19 protein-coding genes are annotated in these 18,328 nt (G+C 65.3%); 7 read left to right on the forward strand and 12 right to left on the reverse strand.

The genetic code is table 11. The features are described 5' to 3' along the window. Positions 1–61 precede the first annotated feature (61 nt). Positions 62–1,771: a 2-isopropylmalate synthase gene (gene leuA, locus P0086_RS19470; protein WP_275788535.1), complete on the reverse strand. Its 1,710-nt coding sequence runs from the start codon at positions 1,769–1,771 to the stop codon at positions 62–64. Positions 1,772–2,188: 417 nt separating this feature from the next. Here leuA and P0086_RS19475 point away from each other — a divergent pair, with 417 nt between their 5' ends. Then, positions 2,189–2,389, forward strand: coding sequence for a hypothetical protein (locus P0086_RS19475; protein ID WP_112614769.1), 201 nt, complete (start codon positions 2,189–2,191; stop codon positions 2,387–2,389). Positions 2,390–2,474: 85 nt separating this feature from the next. Here the strand turns inward: P0086_RS19475 and P0086_RS19480 are convergent, their stop codons facing one another. Continuing rightward, positions 2,475–3,059 carry an ATP-dependent Clp protease proteolytic subunit gene (locus P0086_RS19480; protein WP_275788542.1) on the reverse strand — a complete coding sequence of 195 codons (585 nt, stop codon included), beginning with the start codon at positions 3,057–3,059 and terminating at the stop codon, positions 2,475–2,477. A gap of 273 nt (positions 3,060–3,332) precedes the next feature. Between P0086_RS19480 and P0086_RS19485 the strand changes: the two genes are divergently transcribed. Continuing rightward, positions 3,333–3,911: a HupE/UreJ family protein gene (locus tag P0086_RS19485; RefSeq protein ID WP_275788544.1), complete on the forward strand. Its 579-nt coding sequence runs from the start codon at positions 3,333–3,335 to the stop codon at positions 3,909–3,911. A 250-nt stretch (positions 3,912–4,161) separates the two neighbouring features. Beyond that, on the forward strand, positions 4,162–4,515 hold the full coding sequence (locus P0086_RS19490; protein WP_275788547.1) for an SPW repeat protein: 354 nt from the start codon (positions 4,162–4,164) through the stop codon (positions 4,513–4,515). Between the two features lie 112 nt (positions 4,516–4,627). Here P0086_RS19490 and queF read toward each other — a convergent pair whose 3' ends face one another. The 4 genes from queF to P0086_RS19510 all read right to left on the reverse strand — a co-directional run bounded on the left by queF (position 4,628) and on the right by P0086_RS19510 (position 8,631). Continuing rightward, positions 4,628–5,092, reverse strand: coding sequence for a preQ(1) synthase (gene queF / locus P0086_RS19495; protein ID WP_275788550.1), 465 nt, complete (start codon positions 5,090–5,092; stop codon positions 4,628–4,630). Then, positions 5,089–6,006: a cation diffusion facilitator family transporter gene (locus P0086_RS19500; RefSeq protein ID WP_275788552.1), complete on the reverse strand. Its 918-nt coding sequence runs from the start codon at positions 6,004–6,006 to the stop codon at positions 5,089–5,091. Before P0086_RS19500 ends, queF begins: the two co-directional genes overlap by 4 nt. Positions 6,007–6,148: 142 nt before the next feature. Next, positions 6,149–8,338 carry an anthranilate synthase gene (locus tag P0086_RS19505; RefSeq protein WP_275788555.1) on the reverse strand — a complete coding sequence of 730 codons (2,190 nt, stop codon included), beginning with the start codon at positions 8,336–8,338 and terminating at the stop codon, positions 6,149–6,151. Beyond that, on the reverse strand, positions 8,332–8,631 hold the full coding sequence (locus tag P0086_RS19510; protein ID WP_275788558.1) for a hypothetical protein: 300 nt from the start codon (positions 8,629–8,631) through the stop codon (positions 8,332–8,334). Before P0086_RS19510 ends, P0086_RS19505 begins: the two co-directional genes overlap by 7 nt. 21 nt (positions 8,632–8,652) lie before the next feature. Here P0086_RS19510 and P0086_RS19515 point away from each other — a divergent pair, with 21 nt between their 5' ends. The 3 genes from P0086_RS19515 to P0086_RS19525 all read left to right on the forward strand — a co-directional run bounded on the left by P0086_RS19515 (position 8,653) and on the right by P0086_RS19525 (position 10,474). Further along, positions 8,653–9,558: an extensin family protein gene (locus P0086_RS19515; RefSeq protein ID WP_275788730.1), complete on the forward strand. Its 906-nt coding sequence runs from the start codon at positions 8,653–8,655 to the stop codon at positions 9,556–9,558. 117 nt (positions 9,559–9,675) lie between these two features. Next, complete coding sequence (locus P0086_RS19520) at positions 9,676–10,185, forward strand: DUF1993 domain-containing protein (protein ID WP_275788560.1); 510 nt, start codon at positions 9,676–9,678, stop codon at positions 10,183–10,185. Between the two features lie 103 nt (positions 10,186–10,288). Further along, positions 10,289–10,474: a hypothetical protein gene (locus P0086_RS19525; RefSeq protein WP_275788564.1), complete on the forward strand. Its 186-nt coding sequence runs from the start codon at positions 10,289–10,291 to the stop codon at positions 10,472–10,474. A gap of 158 nt (positions 10,475–10,632) precedes the next feature. Here P0086_RS19525 and P0086_RS19530 read toward each other — a convergent pair whose 3' ends face one another. Further along, entirely contained in the window at positions 10,633–12,312 is a 1,680-nt protein-coding gene (locus tag P0086_RS19530) for a formate--tetrahydrofolate ligase (protein WP_275788567.1), read from the reverse strand. Positions 12,313–12,540: 228 nt separating this feature from the next. Between P0086_RS19530 and P0086_RS19535 the strand changes: the two genes are divergently transcribed. After that, a complete protein-coding gene (locus P0086_RS19535) occupies positions 12,541–13,002 on the forward strand; it encodes an Lrp/AsnC ligand binding domain-containing protein (protein ID WP_112599977.1) in 462 nt (153 codons plus the stop codon). Between the two features lie 128 nt (positions 13,003–13,130). Here P0086_RS19535 and P0086_RS19540 read toward each other — a convergent pair whose 3' ends face one another. Genes P0086_RS19540 through P0086_RS19560 form a run of 5 tightly spaced genes read right to left on the reverse strand, consistent with a single transcriptional unit; the run spans position 13,131 to position 18,325 of the window. Beyond that, positions 13,131–14,360: a DUF2333 family protein gene (locus P0086_RS19540; RefSeq protein ID WP_275788569.1), complete on the reverse strand. Its 1,230-nt coding sequence runs from the start codon at positions 14,358–14,360 to the stop codon at positions 13,131–13,133. Further along, entirely contained in the window at positions 14,353–15,654 is a 1,302-nt protein-coding gene (locus P0086_RS19545) for a DUF6638 family protein (protein WP_148151086.1), read from the reverse strand. Before P0086_RS19545 ends, P0086_RS19540 begins: the two co-directional genes overlap by 8 nt. A 15-nt stretch (positions 15,655–15,669) precedes the next feature. Continuing rightward, the gene (locus P0086_RS19550) at positions 15,670–16,083 is read right to left on the reverse strand and encodes a helix-turn-helix transcriptional regulator (protein ID WP_275788573.1); all 414 of its coding nucleotides are present in this window, start codon (positions 16,081–16,083) and stop codon (positions 15,670–15,672) included. A gap of 12 nt (positions 16,084–16,095) precedes the next feature. Beyond that, on the reverse strand, positions 16,096–16,374 hold the full coding sequence (locus tag P0086_RS19555; protein ID WP_345799320.1) for a type II toxin-antitoxin system RelE/ParE family toxin: 279 nt from the start codon (positions 16,372–16,374) through the stop codon (positions 16,096–16,098). Positions 16,375–16,414: 40 nt separating this feature from the next. After that, positions 16,415–18,325, reverse strand: a complete 1,911-nt coding sequence (locus P0086_RS19560) for an AAA family ATPase (protein ID WP_275788576.1) — start codon at positions 18,323–18,325, stop codon at positions 16,415–16,417. Positions 18,326–18,328 lie beyond the last annotated feature (3 nt).

Here is an 18,328-nt window from a genome sequence, read left to right on the forward strand (position 1 = left end):
GGCGCGGCCCGTCATCGGGTCAGGACCTGCGGCCATCCCGCAACCTGCCTGTGCGCGAGGATCAGCGTCCCGTTTCCGCGAGAACGCGGTTTGCCGCCGAGACGATCGCTTCGAGCGAAGCGGTGACGATGTTGGTGTTGATGCCGACGCCGAACAGCTTGCCGCCCGGATAGGCGATCTCGACATAGGCGATGGCGGCGGCGTTCGAGCCGCGCTGCAGCGAGTGCTCGGAGTAGTCCACCACCGACATCTCGATGCCGGTATAGATCGACAGCGCGTGGATGAAGCCGTCGATCGGCCCGGTCCCCTGCCCCTCGATCCGCTTCGTCTCGCCGCCGTCGGTGATCTCGGCGGCAACGATGCGCACGCCCTTGTGGGCGGTATCGGGATAGGTGTGGTGGTCGACGAAGCGCAGGCGCGCATCCGGCTGGGTCACGTAGCGCTCGAGGAAGCGCTCGTAGATGCGCTTCGACGGCAGCTCCACGCCTTCCTCGTCGGTGATCCGCTGGATCTCCTCGCGGAACTCGACCTGCAGGTTGCGCGGCAGGTTGATGCCGTGGTCCTGCTGCAGGATATAGGCGATGCCGCCCTTGCCCGACTGCGAGTTGATCCGGATGATCGCCTCGTAGGTGCGGCCGACGTCCTGCGGGTCGATCGGCAGGTAGGGCACCTCCCAGAGCGGCTTGTTGGCCGTCTTGATCGCCTTCATGCCCTTGTTGATCGCGTCCTGGTGCGAGCCGGAAAAGGCCGTATAGACCAGTTCGCCGACGTAAGGATGGCGCTCGGGGATCACCATCTCGTTGGAATACTCGTACACCGCCTTGATGCGCTCGATATCGGAGCAGTCGAGCTCCGGATCGACCCCTTGCGTGTACATGTTCAGCGCCAGCGTGACGATGTCGACATTGCCGGTGCGCTCGCCATTGCCGAACAGCGTGCCCTCGACGCGGTCCGCGCCCGCCATCAGCCCGAGCTCGGTGGCGGCGATGCCGGTGCCGCGGTCGTTGTGCGGATGCAGCGAGATGATCAGGTTCTCGCGGTTGTCGAGATTGCGGCACATCCACTCGATCTGGTCGGCATAGACGTTCGGCGTCGCCATCTCGACGGTCGACGGCAGGTTGATGATCAGCTTGTTCTCGGCCGTGGGGCGGACGATCGCGGTGACCGCGTTGCAGATCTCGAGCGCCACTTCCAGCTCGGTGCCGGTGAAGCTCTCCGGCGAATATTCGAAGCGGTAGTCGCCGCCGGCCTTCTCCGCCATGTCCATGATCATCTCGGCGGCGTCGGTGGCGATCTGCTTGATGCCGGCGACGTCCTTGGCGAAGACCACCCGGCGCTGCAATTCGCTCGTCGAATTGTAGAAGTGGATGATCGGCCGCCTGGCGCCTTCCAGGGCCTCGAAGGTGCGGGTGATCAGCTCCGGCCGGCACTGCACCAGCACCTGCAGCGAGACGTCGTCGGGAACGTTGCCCTGCTCCACGCACCAGCGGGCGAAATCGAAGTCCGTCTGCGAGGCGGACGGAAAGCCGATCTCGATCTCCTTGAAGTTCATGTCGAGCAGGAGCTGGAACATGCGGGCCTTGCGGTCATGGCCCATCGGATTGACCAGCGACTGGTTGCCGTCGCGCAGGTCGACCGAGCACCAGATCGGCGCCTTGGTGATCGTCTTGCCGGGCCAGGTGCGGTCGGGAATGGCGACCTGCGGATAGGGCTGGTACTTCACCGAGGCATTCGGCATGCCTTGTTTCGGGGTGCGGATATCGATGCTCATGTGCGTGTCTCTTCTCATCCCGGCATTTGCCGCAAGCCTCATAGCGGATCGGGCGTGGCTTGGCGACGGCGAATGCGGCTCTTCTGCGAGCCCTTGGGCGGATTATACGATAAGGGTGAGGCGAGGAGCACTTCTGCCGGCGGGCTTTTCGGCCGCCGGGCGCTCCTCAAAGAACCCGGCAACCGCGCGTAAGGCCGAGAAGAAGGAGCGAGGTGAAGCTGCGCGCGCGCGCCGTCGCAGCCTGGCGGCTGTGCGAAATGCGTGCGGCGAACTGGCTTGCGCTCCTGGACATGGCCCGGCTTATAGCGGGCAAGCCAGGACGGCGCAAGTCGCGGCAAGATGATTTGTGAAAACCGCAGGCCCGCGATACTCTTCTCGCCGGCGCCGAAGGGGGCGGCCATCGCAAGGAACGAAACGATGAAGCTGCGCTACGCGATGCTGGCAATTCTGGCCCTCGTTTCGGTCGGCTGCCAGTCGAACCCGCCGAGCCAGAAGACGCTCGACGCGACCAACTACTGCTTCCAACGCTTCGGAGGCCCCTCCAACACCAACTACGACAGCTGCGTCTACGCCCGGCAGATGGGTATGGAAGTGACGCCGGCGACGCCGGGCTGGTGACCGGCGCGGATGACACCGCCAGACGCAAGACGCCCCTCCGCCGGTTGGACGAAGGGGCGCCTGAAACGGTGAAACCGCGGACCGATCAGATGTCGGCCTGCGAGGTGATGATGCGCGAGACGAGGCCGTACTCGATCGCGTCCTTGGCCGACAGCCAGTAGTCGCGGTCGGTGTCCTTGGCGATCTTCTCGATCGGCTGGCCGGTGGCATCGGCGAAGATCTTGTTCAGCCGCTCGTTCATCTTGATGATCTCGCGCGCCTGGATCTCGATGTCGGAGGCCATGCCGCGGGTGCCGCCGGACGGTTGGTGCAGCAAGAAGCGGGTGTTCGGCAGGCAGATGCGGCGCTCCTTCGGCGCCGCCACGAAGATCAGCGCGCCGGCAGAGGCGACCCAGCCCGTGCCGATCATCCAGACCTTCGGCTTGATGAACTTGATCATGTCGTGGATGCTGTCGCCGGATTCGACGTGGCCGCCGGGCGAATTGACGAAGATGCGGATGTCCTCGTCGCTGGCGGCGGCGAGCGCGACCAGCTGCGAATTGACCTTCTGCGCCAGCTCCTGGGTGATGCCGCCATAGATGAAGATCGAGCGCGACTTGAAAAGGTTCGCCTCGGTTTCCTTGCCGAGCGGCAGCTCGGTCTTTTTCTCTTCTTCGTCGCTCATCGGCAACTCTCCGCCTGTTGTCTCATAGGTCTTGCCGCAGTCAGATAATGCGACTCAGTGGCCAAGACAATGCAACAAAACGTTCATCGCGCGATAGAGGGCGGGAAGGGCAACGGCAAAAAGGGTAAATGCCGGGCACGGCCGCCGGGGCCTGCTCCGATCCGCCCGTCCCGACCTGCGTATCTTTACGTATGGACTCGCCGCGACGCCTCCCTAGGATGCCGATTGCATTGACGAAACGCCGGCCGCCTCCCAGGCCGGATCATTATTGGGGACACCATGATCAGACGCACCCTGCTTGCGATCGGCCTGACCGTCGCATCGACCGCTCCCGCCTTCGCCCATCTCAATCCCGAGGAGCACGGCTCCTTCATGGCGGGCTTCTCCCATCCGCTGTTCGGCCTCGACCACATCCTGGTCATGGTCGCCGTCGGCCTCTGGGCGGCGCAGATCGGCGGCCGGGCGCTCTGGGCGGTTCCGGCCGCCTTCGTGGCAATGATGGCGGCCGGCTTCGGCCTTGCGCTCGCAGGCCTCCCCCTGCCCTTCGTCGAGCCGGTGATCCTCGCCTCCGTCGTCGCCCTCGGCCTGCTGGTCGCGATCGCCGCCCGCCTCGACGTGGCCCTCTCGGCCGTGATCGTCGCCGTCTTCGCGCTGTTTCACGGCCATGCCCATGGCGGCGAGCTCGGCGTCGCCGGCGCAATGCCGTTTGCGGCGGGCTTCGTGATCGCGACCGCCCTGCTGCACGGAGCCGGCATCGCGCTCGGCCTCGGCATCGGCCGCATCGCCGGCGGCGGCACCCTGACCCGCATCCTCGGCGGCGCGACCGCGCTTGCCGGCGTGGCACTCGCCTTCGGCTGATCGCCCGGTGACCGGCAAAGACGACGCGGCGGCCGCACCGGCCGTCGCGTTTTTCGTTCGAAGGCAACCTTCGGCGCGCTTTCCCTCCGGCGAGACGGCGGCTGCACACGGCAATGGTGCGGCGCGCGCATCACAAGCCCGCGATGTCCACACTAACATTTTGAAAAACAGTAAATTTTAGAGTATTCTTGTTTTAGGCCGCGCAATGGTGCGCGGCAGCAGAAAATGCCTCACGCACGGAGGTTGCAGCATGAATATGATGTCTGGACGGAGAGGTCAGGATCTGGTCACTCTGATCCTGGCGTTTTGCCTGTTCATCTCCCCATGGGTCATCGGCTTCGTCGCCGATGCGACGCCGAGCTGGAACGCCTGGGTCGCCGCCATCGTCCTCGGCGCCTTCGCGGTCATGACGCTTTCGGCCTTCGCCGAATGGGAGGAATGGGTGAACATGGCGATCGGCCTGTGGCTGATCGCCTCGCCATGGCTGCTCGGCTTCATGGCGAACACGAGCGCAATGTGGACGCACGTGGTCCTCGGTATCTGCACCGCCGCGCTGTCGGCCTGGGCAGTCTGGGACTTCCGTCACCCGCATTCGCACGCCTGACGGACCCGGTCGGGCCGGACGCTGTCCGGCCGCCCGGAAATGTCGCGCCGCCCATCCGGAAGGACGAGCGGCGCACGTCTCGACGTTTTCGCAAAATCGACGAACAGCCCGCTCAGCCGCGGCCGCGATAGGTCGGCACGCCATGCTCCGGCAGCCAGACGCCTTCCGGCGCCTCCCCCGTCTGCCAGAAGACGTCGATCGGGATGCCGCCGCGCGGATACCAGTAGGCGCCGATCCGGAGCCACTTCGGCGACAGCAGGTCCACCAGCCGCTTGGCGATAAAGATGGAGCAGTCCTCGTGGAAGGCGCCATGGTTGCGGAACGAATGCAGGAACAGCTTCAGCGACTTGGATTCCACCAGCGAGGCGTCGGGAATGTAGTCGATGACGATATGGGCGAAATCCGGCTGCCCCGTCATCGGACAGAGCGAGGTGAACTCCGGCGCGGTGAAGCGGACGACATAGTCTGTGCCCTGGTTGCCGTTCGGCACCTTCTCCAGCACCGCCTCTTCCGGGCTTGCCGGCAGGGCGACATTGCGCCCCAGCTGCGAAAGCGTTGAAACGTCGGTCTTGCTCATGCCCTGTTCCTTTCCACCTTCACCTTGATGCCATGCGCCTTCTCCGTCTCCGGCTCGACATGGATCGCGATCTGCGCGCCCTGATGAACCCTTTCCAGCGCCGCTTCAAGCCTGTCGCAGATCTCGTGCGCATCGGCCACCGCCATCCGCGCCGGCACCACCAGGTGGAACTCGATGAAGATCGCCTGCCCGGCCCGGCGGGTCTTCAGGTCGTGCACGCCGAGCGAGCCGTGCGCGTTCTCGGCGATGGTCTGCTTGATCGCCGCCTCCTCGTCCGCCCCGGCCGCGTGGTCCATCAGCCCGTTGACGGAATTGGAGATGATCGACCAGCCCTGGAAGAGGATGTTGACGGCGACGAAGATCGCGATCACCGGGTCGAGGATCGCGTATCCGGTCGCAAGCACCAGCAGCAGGCCGACCAGCACGCCCGCCGAGGTGACCACGTCGGACATGATATGATGGCCGTCGGCGAGCAGCGCGGGCGAGCGGTGGCGCTTGCCGGCGCGGATCAGGATGGTCGCCCAGACGGTGTTGATGACGCTGGCTGCGAGGTTGATGCCGAGGCCGAGCACCGGCTGCTCCATCAGCGACGGCGCCCAGAGTTTCGGCACGGCCTCCTGCACGATTAGCATCGCCGCCACCACGATCAGCACGCCCTCGACCACCGCCGACAGGTACTCGGCCTTGTGGTGGCCGAAGGGATGGTCGGCATCGGCCGGTCGCGAGGCATAGCGGATCGCCCCCCAGGCGATCACTGCGGCCACCACGTTGACGATCGATTCCAGCGCGTCCGACAGAAGCGCCACCGACCCCGTCACCCACCAGGCGAGCATCTTCAGCCCCAGCACGAAGACCGCCATCGGAATGCCGACCAGCGCCAGCCGGTTGACCGTGTGATTGCCGTTCTTGCTCATGATCGCCTTCCCTGCGGATGCAAACGAATTGCAGAAACCGCGCCCTTCAACGCAAAACCGCCCGCGCGGGGTTCGCGCAGGCGGCTTTCTCTTCGGCGTCTCTATCGGCCGTTTCGGCCGGAATGTCAAAGGCGGATTGGCCTCAAGCCGCCTTCGTCTTCGCCTTTCGCGAAAGGTGCGCCACGACGTTCTCGATCATCCGCATGCCGGCGTCGCCGCCGAGCGTCATGATCGATTCGGGGTGGAACTGGACGGCGGCGACCGGTTCCTTGACGTGCTCGATGCCCATGATCGTGCCGTCCTCGCTCTCCGCCGTGATGATGAAGTCGCGCGGCAGCGTCGAGGGGTCGGCGAAGATCGAATGGTAGCGGCCGACCGTCACCTCCTTGCCGAGCCCGGAGAAAACGATGCCGGGTTCCAGCACGCGGATGCGCGAGGGCTTGCCGTGCATCGGCACCGCCAGTTGCCTGAGATCGCCGCCATAGGCTTCCGCCAGCGCCTGCAGGCCGAGGCAGACGCCGAAGATCGGCAGGTCGCGGGCGCGCGCCTTCTTGATCGTCGCCTTGCAGTCGAAGTCCTTCGGCGTGCCGGGACCGGGCGAAAGCACGACGAGGTCGGGCCTGATCCGGTCGAACAGCTCGTCTGCGACGGGCGTGCGCACCGTCGTCACGCTCGCCCCGGTCTGGCGGAAGTAGTTCGCCAGCGTATGGACGAAGCTGTCCTCGTGATCGACGAGCAGGATGCTGACGCCGGCGCCGACGGAGGCGACGTCGCGCTGGGACTTCGCCGCATTGCCCGACTTGGCGTCACGGATGGCTGCGATCATGGCGGAGGCCTTCAGTTCGGTTTCGGCTTCTTCTTCCTGCGGGTTGGAATCGTTGAGCAGCGTCGCGCCCGCCCGCACCTCGGCGATGCCGTCCTTGATGCGGATGGTGCGCAGCGTCAGGCCGGTGTTCATGTCGCCGTTGAAGCCGACCATGCCGATCGCCCCACCATACCACAGCCTGGGGCTCTTCTCGTGCGCCTCGATGAAGCGCATCGCCCACAGCTTCGGCGCGCCGGTGACGGTCACCGCCCAGGCGTGGCTGAGGAAGCCGTCGAAGGCGTCCATGTCGTCGCGCAGCCGGCCCTCGATATGATCCACGGTGTGGATCAGCCGCGAATACATCTCGATCTGCCGGCGGCCGATCACCTTGACCGAGCCCGGCTCGCAGACGCGCGACTTGTCGTTGCGGTCGACGTCCGAGCACATGGTCAGCTCAGATTCGTCCTTCTTGGAGTTCAGGAGCTTCAGGATCTGCTCGCTGTCGGCGATCGGGTCGTCGCCGCGCTTGATCGTGCCCGAGATCGGGCAGGTCTCGATACGGCGGCCGGACACGCGCACGAACATCTCCGGCGAGGCGCCGACGAGATATTCCTGGTCGCCGAGATTGATGAAGAAGGAATAGGGCGACGGGTTGATCGCCTTGAGGCGCTTGGAGATCTCCGACGGCTTGCTGTCGCAGCGCTCGTAGAACTTCTGGCCCGGCACCACCTCGAACAGGTCGCCGCGGCGGAAGCTCTCCTTGGCCTTGACGACGAGCTCGGCATATTCGCCCGGGCGATGGTCGCCGTGCGGCGGGATGACGTCGGAGGTCCGGAACGGCTCCGGCGCGATCGCCTGCTCCCGGCCCTCGGTGGAAACCCCGTCCTTCTCGAAGTCGTAGCGGTCGACCCAGGCCTTGGCGGCATAGTGATCGACGACGAGGATCTCGTCGGGAATGAACAGCACCATGTCGCGCTGGTCGTCGGGACGCTCGAGCTTCAGGTCGATCGCGTCGAACTGGAAGGCGAGGTCGTAGCCGAAGGCGCCGTAGAAGCCGAGATTGGCGTCCTCGGCGGAATGGAACAGGTCGCTGACCGCGCGCAGCACGGTGAACACGGTCGGGATCTTCGAGCGCTCCTCCTCGGTGAAGACGCGGTCCGGTTCGTTGACCTTCAGGTCGAGCCGGCGTTGCGTCGAGGCGCCCAGCGACAGCTCGGAAATGCTCGCAAGCTTCGGCCTGATGATGTCGAGCAGCACTTCGCCGCGGCCGTTGTAGGCCTCGATCCAGACATTGCGGCCGAAGGAGGAAATGGCGAGCGGCGGATCGATGATCGCCGTGTCCCAGCGGGTGTAGCGGCCGGGATATTCGTAGTTGGAGGAGAAGACCGCGCCGCGGTGCTCGTCCAGCCTGTCCACATAGGTGGAGATCGCGGTCGCATAGTCCGCGTCCCGGCGCCGGCGCGTGACGGTGATGCCGCCCCGCGTCTCGTAGCTCTCGGCGCCGTCCTCCAGTTGCTTCGTCACCATTGCCTGCTCTCCTGTTCGGCCCGGTCTTGCGTGCGGCCCGAATACGAAAAAGCCGCCTCGAAGGTTTCGGGCGGCTGTTCGTTGCAATCACGCATGACTGGTCGAGGCCGCCTCAGCGAGCCCACCACCAGATCGAAATCATGCGTGCGTCTGTCATGGCCGGAATTGTTAGCGCGAAGCCGATGCGAACGCAACCGGCATTTCTTGCGCCACGCACCGCCGGATCCGGGACCGCTCCCGGACAGGGCGAATGCGGTTCTTCCTTGCCTTGTGAAACCGAACGGGGTTTCCATGCGTTTCTTCCCTCCGTGTCCATGGAAGAGGAGAACGCCGCCATCCGTTCGCGATCTTTCGCCATCCTGGCTGCCAGTGTCCTGTCCCTGACCGGGGCCTCCCTGCCCGCAACGGGTCCGATGCCGGTTCCGCGGCCGGCCGCCGGCCAGCACCAACCCGAAAGAAATGCCCCTGCCGAGCCTTCCGCGGCGCAGGCCCCTCCCGCCGCGCAGGAGAAGGATGCCCCGCCCCCGAAGCAAGCGGACGACGGCGGGGGACAAGCAGAGGGCGGCGACGACAAGGACGGCAACAGGGAGACGGAGGCCGACAAGGAGGCCGGGGCCGGCAAGGAGGTCGAAGCCCGAAAGCCGCCGCCGCTCGTTCGCGAGGACGACGCCACCTTTGCCGCCTGCATCGGTGCCTTGAAGGCGGGCGGCGCTGTCTTCGAGGAGGTTGCGGCGATCGGGCCCGAAAACGGCTGCGGCATCACCCGCCCCGTGCTGCTCAAGCGGCTTTCGGCCGACGTCGCGATCAGGCCGGAGGCGACGCTACGCTGCGAGACCGCCCTTCAGCTCCAGCGCTGGACGTCCGGCGCGCTCGGGCCGGCGGTCGAGGCGGCCATGCCGGAGAAGACGCTGTCCGGCCTGGAGCAGGCCTCCGGCTACGTCTGCCGCAACCGCAACGGTGCGGCGAACGGCAAGGTCTCCGAACATGCCTACGGCAACGCGATCGACATCGCCGCCTTCACCTTCTCCGACGGCAGCCGCATGGACATCGCCCCGCGCGAGAAGGATTCGACGATGGCGGGCGCGCTGCAGCGTGCCGCCGTCGCCACCGCCTGCCTCTATTTCACGACCGTTCTCGACCCCGGCAGCGATGCCGCCCACGAGACGCACCTGCATCTCGACGTGATCCGGCGCAAGAGCGGCTATCGCTACTGCTGGTAGCCGGCGGCAGAATTTCTTTCCGCCGGCGGGGATCGCGGGCTCAAAACCGGCCGGCGCCCGTCCTATCTTAGCGGCGTGATCCCGGCCCGTCGCCGGCCAACCGACAAGGATGCCCGCATGCCCGTCTCCATGTATCGCCTCTCCGTCCCCGTGTTCGTCCGGGGCCTCACCGTGCTCTCCGCCCTGCTCGAAAAGGCCGAGGCTCACGCCGCGGCAAACGGGATCGCCTCCGAGGTTCTGGTCAACTCGCGGCTTGCCCCCGACATGCTGCCGCTCTCCGGACAGATCCAGCGCGTGAGCGATACCGCCAAGAACGCGCTCGGCCGCCTGAGCGGCAAGCCGGCACCGAGCTTTCCCGATACCGAGACGACCATGGCCGAACTGAAGGCGCGGATCGAAAAGACCATTGCCTATCTCCAATCGGTCCCCGCCGCCGATCTCGAAGGCAGCGAGGGCCGCGAGGTGAAGCTCAATGTCGGCAGTCTCGGCGTGACGTTCACCGGCGAAAGCTACCTGCTGGAATTCGCCCTGCCGAACTTCTTCTTCCACGTCACCACCGCCTACGACATCCTCCGCCACGACGGCATCGAGATCGGCAAGCGCGACTACCTCGGCCCCTACTCCTGAGAGAGCCCTCCGCTCCGGGGCAACTCGGTAAACCCGGCCGGAGGAATTCTTTTGGCGGCCTCCACAAGGTCGTGATAGGTTTCAAACCATGTGCACGACAAAGATGCCGAAGCCGACCCGGAGCGCCGCAACCGGCCGCCTCACCCAGACGCGAGCTGAAAAGATCAGCGCGGTTGAGGGCCTGGTGCTGAGCCCGCGCATGCGCGAACTTCTTGCCCGGACCGAAGACCAATCGGCCGAGGAACGCCGCAAGGCGGTCCGTGCACAGTTCGCCCGCAAGTCCGCCTAGCGGTGATCTATACTGCCGAAACCGATCCCCTCTCGGAGCTGCCGTTGACAGACCTGATCCTCGACATCGTCTCTGAATCCTCGCCCTCTTGAGCATGCGGGCCATTGGGCCGGCAAGACGAAGGTAGCCGGGGCCGGCGCCGGCAAGGAGACAGCCCCCTAGAACAGTCCCTCGATGTAGCCAGCGTCGTTGAGGTAGATCCGCTCGGAGGAGGGAACCTTCGGCAGGCCGGGCATGGTCATGATCTCGCCGGTGATGACGACGACGAAGCCGGCGCCGGCGGAAAGGCGCACCTCGCGCACCGGCACCGTATGCCCTTCCGGCGCGCCGCGCAGGTTGGGATCGGTGGAGAAGGAATACTGCGTCTTGGCCATGCAGACCGGCAGGTGGCCGTAACCCTGCGCCTCCCAGGCATGCAGCTGGTCGCGCACCGTCTTGTCGGCGATCACCTCGCCGGCGTGGTAGATGTCCTTGGCGATCGTCTCGATCTTGTGGAACAGGCTCATTTCGTCGGGATAGAGCGGCGCGAACTGCGAATGGCCGGTTTCGGCGAGCGCCACCACCTTGTGCGCCAGCTCCTCGATGCCCGCCGAACCCTCCGCCCAGTGCTTGCACAGCACCGCCTCGGCGCCGAGCGTCGCCACATAGTCCTTGATCGCCTGGATCTCGCCCGCCGTGTCGGAGGCGAAATGGTTGATCGCGACGATCACCGGCACGCCGAATTTCTTGACGTTCTGCACATGCCGGCCGAGATTGGCGCAGCCCCTGTGGACCGCCTCGACGTTCTCGATGCCGAGGTCCTGCTTCTTCACCCCGCCGTTCATCTTCATCGCCCGCGCGGTCGCGACGATCACCGCCGCATCCGGCTTCAGCCCGGCCTTGCGGCACTTGATGTCGAAGAACTTCTCCGCCCCGAGATCCGCGCCGAAGCCGGCCTCGGTCACCACGTAGTCGGCGAGCTTCAGCGCCGTCTTCGTCGCGATCACCGAGTTGCAGCCGTGCGCGATGTTGGCGAAGGGGCCGCCATGCACGAAGGCCGGGTTGTTCTCCAGCGTCTGAACCAGGTTCGGCTGCATCGCGTCCTTCAGCAGTACTGTCATCGCTCCGTCCGCCTTGATGTCGCGGGCGAAGACCGGGCTCTTGTCGCGGCGATAGCCGATGATGATGTTGCCGAGCCGCTTTTCGAGGTCTTCCAGATCCGTCGCCAGGCACAGGATCGCCATGACCTCCGAGGCGACGGTGATGTCGAAGCCGGCCTGCCGGGGATAGCCGTTGCGCACCCCGCCGAGCGAACAGACGATCTCGCGCAACGCCCGGTCGTTCATGTCCATGACGCGGCGCCAGGTGATGCGGCGGGTGTCGAGATCCTGCTCGTTGCCCCAGTAGACGTGGTTGTCGATCAGGGCGGCGAGCAGGTTGTGGGCCGTGGTGATCGCGTGGAAGTCGCCGGTGAAGTGCAGATTGATGTCCTCCATCGGCACGACCTGCGCATAGCCGCCGCCGGCGGCCCCGCCCTTGACGCCGAAGCAGGGGCCCAGCGAGGCCTCGCGGATGCAGACGATCGCCTTCTTGCCGATCCGGTTCAGCCCGTCGCCGAGGCCGACCGTCGTCGTCGTCTTGCCCTCGCCGGCCGGCGTCGGGTTGATCGCCGTCACCAGGATCAGCTTGCCGTCCTTCTTCTCCTTCTGCCGGGCGATGAAGGCGGCGCTGATCTTGGCCTTGTCATGGCCGTAGGGAATGAGCTCGTCGACGGGAATGCCGAGACCGGCGCCGATCTCCTGGATCGGTTTCTTGGCGGCATCCCTCGCGATCTCGATGTCGGATTTCACCTCGGTCATGCTTCCCCCTCTTCGTGCGTCTTTTTGCCCCGCCTTGTCTGGCGGAATCCCCGGTTTCCATGGTCATAGCGCCAATCGGCGCGGTGGCATACGGCTGATCGGTGCATCTTCTCCGATTGACGTAGCCTTGGCTCTTGCGATTTTCGGCAAAATGTGGCGAGAGGATCACCAAAATTCTGACAGTCTTCGCCTCGATCCCAAAGGGATGGAGGAGAAAGGTAGAGAAAGATGAAGGAACTCGACCGTCTGGACCGAAAGATTCTCCGTGCGCTGCAGCAGGAGGGCCGCCTGTCGAACATCGAGCTGGCCGAGAAGGTCAACCTCTCCCCCACGGCCACGGCAGAGCGCGTCAAGCGGCTGACCCGCGACGGCTACATCATGGGCTACATGGCGATCCTCTCGCCCGAGCGGCTGGGCCGCAACCTGCTCGTCTTCGTCCAGGTCAAGCTCGACCGCACCACGCCCGACGTCTTCGACGTCTTCGCCGAGGCCGTGCGCCAGAGCGACAACGTCATGGAATGCCACATGGTGGCAGGCGGCTTCGACTACCTCGTCAAGGCGCGCGTCGCCGGCATGGAAGCCTACCGCGCCTTCCTCTCCGACGTCTTCCTGTCGCTGCCCGGCGTGCGCGAGACCCACACCTACGCGGTGATGGAGGAGGTCAAGAGCACGGGGTGGCTGCCGGTATAGGGGGAGGCAGTAGGCAGTGGGCAATAGGCAGTAGGGTGAAATCTGAGCCGTCCGCCCTGGAAATCACTCACTACTGCCCACCGCCTACTGCCTATTGCCCACTGCCTCCTGGCCACGGCCTGGCACGCTCAGCGCGCCAGAATATCCCGCATCTCCACCAGGTTCGACCGCACCCGCAGGATGTAGAAGCCCATGGTCGCGAGATGGGTGGGCATGATCCAGCCGTCCTCGCGGCCGTTGGAGATGATCACCGGCTGGATGTTGAGCGCCGAGCGCAGCTGGCGGAGCGTCTCCGTCCAGATCTGCGTCAGGCCGCGCTGGGCGATGACGCTGTCGAAGTCGGCGCCGGCGGCCGACAGGATGCCGTAGTAGCCGTAGAGCTGGCCGAAGGCGAACCAGAAGCGGTCGTCGGCGCGCAGGTCGAACCAGCCGCCATTGTGGAACTCCGAGCGCTCGCGGATGATCGCCGAAGTGTTGCCGATGTCGTTGGCGATCCGGTCGAGGAACTCCACGAGGTTGTCGGAGCGGGCGTCGAAGGTGGCGCTGCAGGTTTCCAGCGAGGCATTGAACTTCCGAAGGTCCCGCGCCGCCGCGCGGTAGATGCTCGGGGTCGGCGTTCTCGGGCCGAACGGGCTGAGGCTGAAGTACCAGGTCTCCTCGTCGAACTGGATGTTGCCGCGGGCGAGCTGCAGGTCGTTGTTGATGCCGGAGGTGCCGCGCACGCGGCCGAGCGAATCCACCAGTTCGACGGTGGTGCGGCGGACGGCCTGGTTGATGCCGCGCTGGAACGAGGCCTTGTTGTCGAGCCACGGCGTATCGTCCCAGTCGATCCCGAACAGGCCGAGCTTGTAGAGCAGCATCGACGAGATCCAGGCGTTCTGGTTGACGTTGAAATCGATCAGGTCGGCCGTGACGTCGACGATCGCCGAGCGCTCGCAGACATTCGCCGCCGTCTGCCCCGAGGCGGCCGGCGCCACCCCGCCGCTCGCCGGTTGCCCGGTGGTTTCGGTCGCCGGCTGCCCCGAACCGGCCTGCCCGTCCGTCGTCTGTCCCGAAGGGGCGGCCGCCGGTGTCCTGACCGGCAGGCCCGCATCGTTCTTGCGCGCGGCGAGATTGTAGGCGTTGACGTAGTCGATGTTGAAATTGCTCCAGACCTGCGTCTGCCAGATGAAGTAGCCGTAGAGCGCCACGAGACCGATCAGCACGATGCCGATCGGGCCCTTGATCAGCCAGCCGCGCTGCCGGTACCAGTTGGCGGCGGCGATGAAGGGCCAGAGCAGCCATGAAATGGCGAGCCCGATGCCCCGGCCGATGGCGGCGAAGACGCGCTGGAAGAACGCGGCGATCGGGTCAAGCATTGCGTTTGTCCTCTCCAATTCCATAGAGCCGCAACCGGAAGGCGGCCTTGTCCTGCAAATAGGTACGGGTGAGCGTTTCGACCACGAATTCCCTGAATTTTTCAGAGAGTTTCTCGTAAGTTGCGTAGAAACCCTGCTTGTCGAAGACGAAGCGCGAGACGAAATCGAACGGCGTCAGCTGCGAAATCAGCTGGTTGACGAGCCAGCGGTCGGGGTGTTCCGGCGCCGCCCGCACGAGGAGGAAGCGCGCCCAGGGTGTGATCTCCTTCAGCCGGATCTCGCCCGTCGACGAAATCGTCCGCATCGCCTCCTGCAGGAAGGGATAGACGCCGTCCTCGGCGATCAGTGCCGCATTGCGGTGCATCCAGGTCTGCATCCAGACGCGATCGGCGCGTGCGAGGTCGGCGCGGGGATCGGCCCGGTTGACGAGGCTCAGGATCGTCATGTCGGCGCGGTGCTGCAGCAGCCCCGACGCCTCGACCCAGGAGGCGCGCGGCAGTTCCAGCCGCTTCGTCGAGGCCAGGAACTCGAAGATGCGCGGATAGTCGTCGAGCGCGATGTAGCTGACCTGCCAGGGCCGCGAACGGCGGAAGCCGGGAACGGAGGGATCGCAGATCACCGTCGTCTGCCGGCCGTCGACAAAGACGAAGACGCCGCCGAAGTGATTGGCCCAGAACGCCTCGTGGCGGAACACCAGCTGGTCGGGCACGAGCGCGTTCTGGCGAATGTCGCCGGTCTGCTTGGAAAGCTCCACCATGCGGTTCAGCATGGCGTCGTCCGCCCAGGCGTTCGGCACCGTCTTCAGCCGGTCGACCAGCGCGCGCAGTTCCGCCGCCTTGCCGAGCACGTCCTCAGCCGAAAGCACGCGGAAGCGCACCTCGTTGATCGAGAGCAGGTCGTCGATGTCATTGACCGCAGCGACGCTGTCCTCGATCTCGCCGTAGAGCGCGTCGCGGATCGTCACCGCGTTGATCGCACGCGCATTGGCGGAAAAGAATTCGTGCATTAGGGCGGCGGTGTTGGAGAAGCTCGTGTGCACCACCGGCAGTTCCACCTGGTCCGGCGTCAGGATGATGAAACGGCGGTTCACCCGGTTGGGGTCGAGATAGTCGCGGTCGCCGAGCTCGTCGGCGATCTCCGGCGAAAAACCGGTCATGTCGATGCCGAAGCGCGTGAGATTCGTCCGCGGCAGCCCGAAGGCCTCCAGCGCCTTGTTGTAGCGCTCGACCAGATGCGGCTCCGACACGTCGAGCAACCGCCCGTAGATCAGCTCGGCTTCGAGGAGGCGTTTCATGCGATCAGGCTCTCGTCACCCAGCAGAGCCGGATTCGGCATCGTGGTCGCCCCAGGCCACCAGATCGTCAATATCCACCTTCAGCGCCTTCGCGATCTTCTTCAGCGCCGAGATGCTGCCCTCCTTCTTCCGGGATTCTATCTCCGACAGATAGGTGGCGCTGATCCCGGCGGATGCGGCAAGCTCCTTGGCCGAAAGCCCGCGGAAATCCCGCCAGACCCGGACCGGGCTCTCGCCGTCGATCATCCGGTTGACGAATTCGGCGGGGATGAACTCCTCTTCTCCGCGCGCCAGCCGCTCTTGGAAGCGATCGTACGCGGCAATGTCTTCAAGCATCTCGGCCGCCTCTACGAGCTCCTCGTAGTCGACTTGCGACAACACCACCATCTCCTCACCGTTAGGCGTTTTGAAACGTGTAGCCATGCCCATGTCATCACCTCGCTAATATACGTTGCCACGACTGGCTATCTTCTCGACATCCAGAACCTTGTCGTCTTCATCGAAGATGACCCGCCAGTCGCCGACGCGAAGTCGATAGCCGGGGCGACCCTGCAATTTCACGACGTTTTTGGCCTGTGAACTTGGATCTCCGGCATACTGCTCGATCTTTGCGATGATCCGCTTGCTCTCGTTTGTGGGGATACGCGCCAGTGTGCGACTTGCTTGCCTGCTGTAGACAACTCGCTTTGCGACCATACCGCCCCCAAGTGTTTCAAACAACAAAATTCGCTAATAGCGAATTAAAGGTCATCACTATCCCCTACCACTTCCCCTCCCGCTTCATCGCCTCGATCTCCTCGACCGCCCGTTCGCGCAGGCGTTCGCGGCGGATGATGTCGGTGACGGCGGCGTCGTCGGATTTGTCGGCATAGCGGAATTCGCTGTCGGCGTAGCGGTTGATCTCCTGCAGCACCATTTCCATCGTGATCGGCCCGCGCAGTTCCTCGATCATGCTCTTCTTCTCGTCGTAGGACCGGTGCATGAAGGCGTCCGGCGTCGCGAACCAGTCGTCCGGCAGGTCGACGTCCATGGCCCGCATCTTGATCGCGTCGGTAATGTTCTTGATCGCCCGGCCGGTGAAGCGCGGCTCGGCCTCCTTGATCATGTGCAGGTAGGTGCCGACGTCGGCGAGCGTCGCCATCTTGCCGTGCGCCTTCTCGTAGCGCTCCCACACCTTGAGAAGCCCGTCCTCCTGCGGCAGCGCGTGCTGGCCGTAGGAGGTCGAGACCGCCTGCTTGATCTCCTGTCCGGCCAGAAGCGCATGCTCCCCGAGCGGGATCGAATGGTTCTTGCCGACGAGCAGCGCGAAGATGTCGACATAGTCGGCGCGCGACTGCGGCCCGTCGACCAGCCAGCGGGCGCCGGCGCGTTGGCGCAGCGCGTCGTCGACGTTTTCGGGATAGTTGGAGAACATGCCGAAGGTGCAGTTGCCGCGCACCACCGTCGAGGCGCCGGCAAAGCTCTCCATCAACACCGCCGTCACCTCGTGCTGGCCGGCCGACGCCCGGTCGTCGGAGCGCTTGGCCGCGACCTGGTCGACGTCGTCGATCGTGCCGAAACCGATCGCCTTTGGGTTCACCACGTTGTTGACGAAATCCTTGCAGTTCTGCCCCGACTTGCCCTGGTAGGAGGAGATCTGGTCGACGCCGAAGTTCTCGTAGTGGAAGGGATAGCCCGCCACCCGGCAATAGTCGTCGAGCAGCCCCGCCAGCATCTGGATCAGCATGGTCTTGCCGGTGCCGGGCATGCCGTCGCCGATGAAGGTGAACAGGAAGCCGCCGAGCTCGACGAACGGGTTCATCTGCCGCTCGAAGTCGTAGGCCATCAGCATCCTGGCAAGCCGCAGCGCCTGGTACTTGGCGATATGATTGCCGACGATGTCGGTCGGCTTCTTGAACGTCATCGACAGCGGCTTGCGCTTCTGCCCCGGCGCCACGTCGAAGCCGTTGAGGGTGAAATCGTCCTGCTCGATACGGATATGCGCGTTCTCGAAGCGCGAAAGCCCGGCAAAGCGCGCCTTCCTGGCGATCAGTCCCTCCAGCGCCACGCGGGCGAAGGCGCGGGCGCGGGCGATCAGCGCCGTCTCGTCGGCCGCCCCCGCGATCGCCCGGTCGAGGCCGGCTGTGAGGCTCTTCACCGCGTCCTGCGCCGTGTCGAACAGGTAGTCGGGCTCGTCGGTATCTTCCGCCGGCTCGCCCTCGCCGGACAGCGTCGCGCCCAGATAGGCGGCAAGGGTGAAGGCCGCCACATAGGCCGATGCGGAAAGCAGCGCCTTGAACCGCTCCGCCTCCTCGCCTGCGAGCGGCGCCGTCTGGTTGCGCGCCTGCAGCTGCTCCAGCTCCGTCTGCCGGGCGAAGACCTCGGCGACGGCGAGCGCGATCTCGATGCCGCGGCGGGCCCGATAGAGCAGCTGGTGCTGCGCCGGCGACAGCAGCGGGTCGTTCGCCCGCACAGCGGCGATCGTCTTTGCGAGTTCGACCTCGCGCGAACGCCGCATCCCGCCGGTCGAGACGGTGGGCACGAAGCGCCGCCCGGTGCCGGCGATCGGCGCGCCGCCCGGCCGGCCGTCGCTCTCCAGAACGGCGAGCCGCGTCACCATGCTCTGCGCCACCGCCCGGTGCTTTTCGATATCGCCTTCGGGGATCATCGTCAGTCCGGCGTTCAAGCTCATCGC

It is taken from the genome of Mycoplana sp. MJR14, from assembly GCF_029210525.1.
Lineage (GTDB): Bacteria > Pseudomonadota > Alphaproteobacteria > Rhizobiales > Rhizobiaceae > Mycoplana.

Excerpts from the sequence above, each read along its gene's own strand:
- P0086_RS19515 (WP_275788730.1), top strand. The coding sequence starts at position 8,653 with ATGGAAGAGGAGAACGCCGCCATCCGTTCGCGATCTTTCGCCATCCTG.
- P0086_RS19525 (WP_275788564.1), top strand. The coding sequence starts at position 10,289 with ATGCCGAAGCCGACCCGGAGCGCCGCAACCGGCCGCCTCACCCAGACG.
- P0086_RS19490 (WP_275788547.1), top strand. The coding sequence starts at position 4,162 with ATGAATATGATGTCTGGACGGAGAGGTCAGGATCTGGTCACTCTGATC.
- P0086_RS19520 (WP_275788560.1), top strand. The coding sequence starts at position 9,676 with ATGCCCGTCTCCATGTATCGCCTCTCCGTCCCCGTGTTCGTCCGGGGC.
- leuA (WP_275788535.1), bottom strand. The coding sequence starts at position 1,771 with ATGAGCATCGATATCCGCACCCCGAAACAAGGCATGCCGAATGCCTCG.
- P0086_RS19500 (WP_275788552.1), bottom strand. The coding sequence starts at position 6,006 with ATGAGCAAGAACGGCAATCACACGGTCAACCGGCTGGCGCTGGTCGGC.
- P0086_RS19535 (WP_112599977.1), top strand. The coding sequence starts at position 12,541 with ATGAAGGAACTCGACCGTCTGGACCGAAAGATTCTCCGTGCGCTGCAG.
- P0086_RS19530 (WP_275788567.1), bottom strand. The coding sequence starts at position 12,312 with ATGACCGAGGTGAAATCCGACATCGAGATCGCGAGGGATGCCGCCAAG.
- P0086_RS19475 (WP_112614769.1), top strand. The coding sequence starts at position 2,189 with ATGAAGCTGCGCTACGCGATGCTGGCAATTCTGGCCCTCGTTTCGGTC.
- queF (WP_275788550.1), bottom strand. The coding sequence starts at position 5,092 with ATGAGCAAGACCGACGTTTCAACGCTTTCGCAGCTGGGGCGCAATGTC.
- P0086_RS19505 (WP_275788555.1), bottom strand. The coding sequence starts at position 8,338 with ATGGTGACGAAGCAACTGGAGGACGGCGCCGAGAGCTACGAGACGCGG.
- P0086_RS19550 (WP_275788573.1), bottom strand. The coding sequence starts at position 16,083 with ATGGGCATGGCTACACGTTTCAAAACGCCTAACGGTGAGGAGATGGTG.
- P0086_RS19560 (WP_275788576.1), bottom strand. The coding sequence starts at position 18,325 with ATGAGCTTGAACGCCGGACTGACGATGATCCCCGAAGGCGATATCGAA.
- P0086_RS19540 (WP_275788569.1), bottom strand. The coding sequence starts at position 14,360 with ATGCTTGACCCGATCGCCGCGTTCTTCCAGCGCGTCTTCGCCGCCATC.
- P0086_RS19545 (WP_148151086.1), bottom strand. The coding sequence starts at position 15,654 with ATGAAACGCCTCCTCGAAGCCGAGCTGATCTACGGGCGGTTGCTCGAC.
- P0086_RS19485 (WP_275788544.1), top strand. The coding sequence starts at position 3,333 with ATGATCAGACGCACCCTGCTTGCGATCGGCCTGACCGTCGCATCGACC.
- P0086_RS19510 (WP_275788558.1), bottom strand. The coding sequence starts at position 8,631 with ATGGAAACCCCGTTCGGTTTCACAAGGCAAGGAAGAACCGCATTCGCC.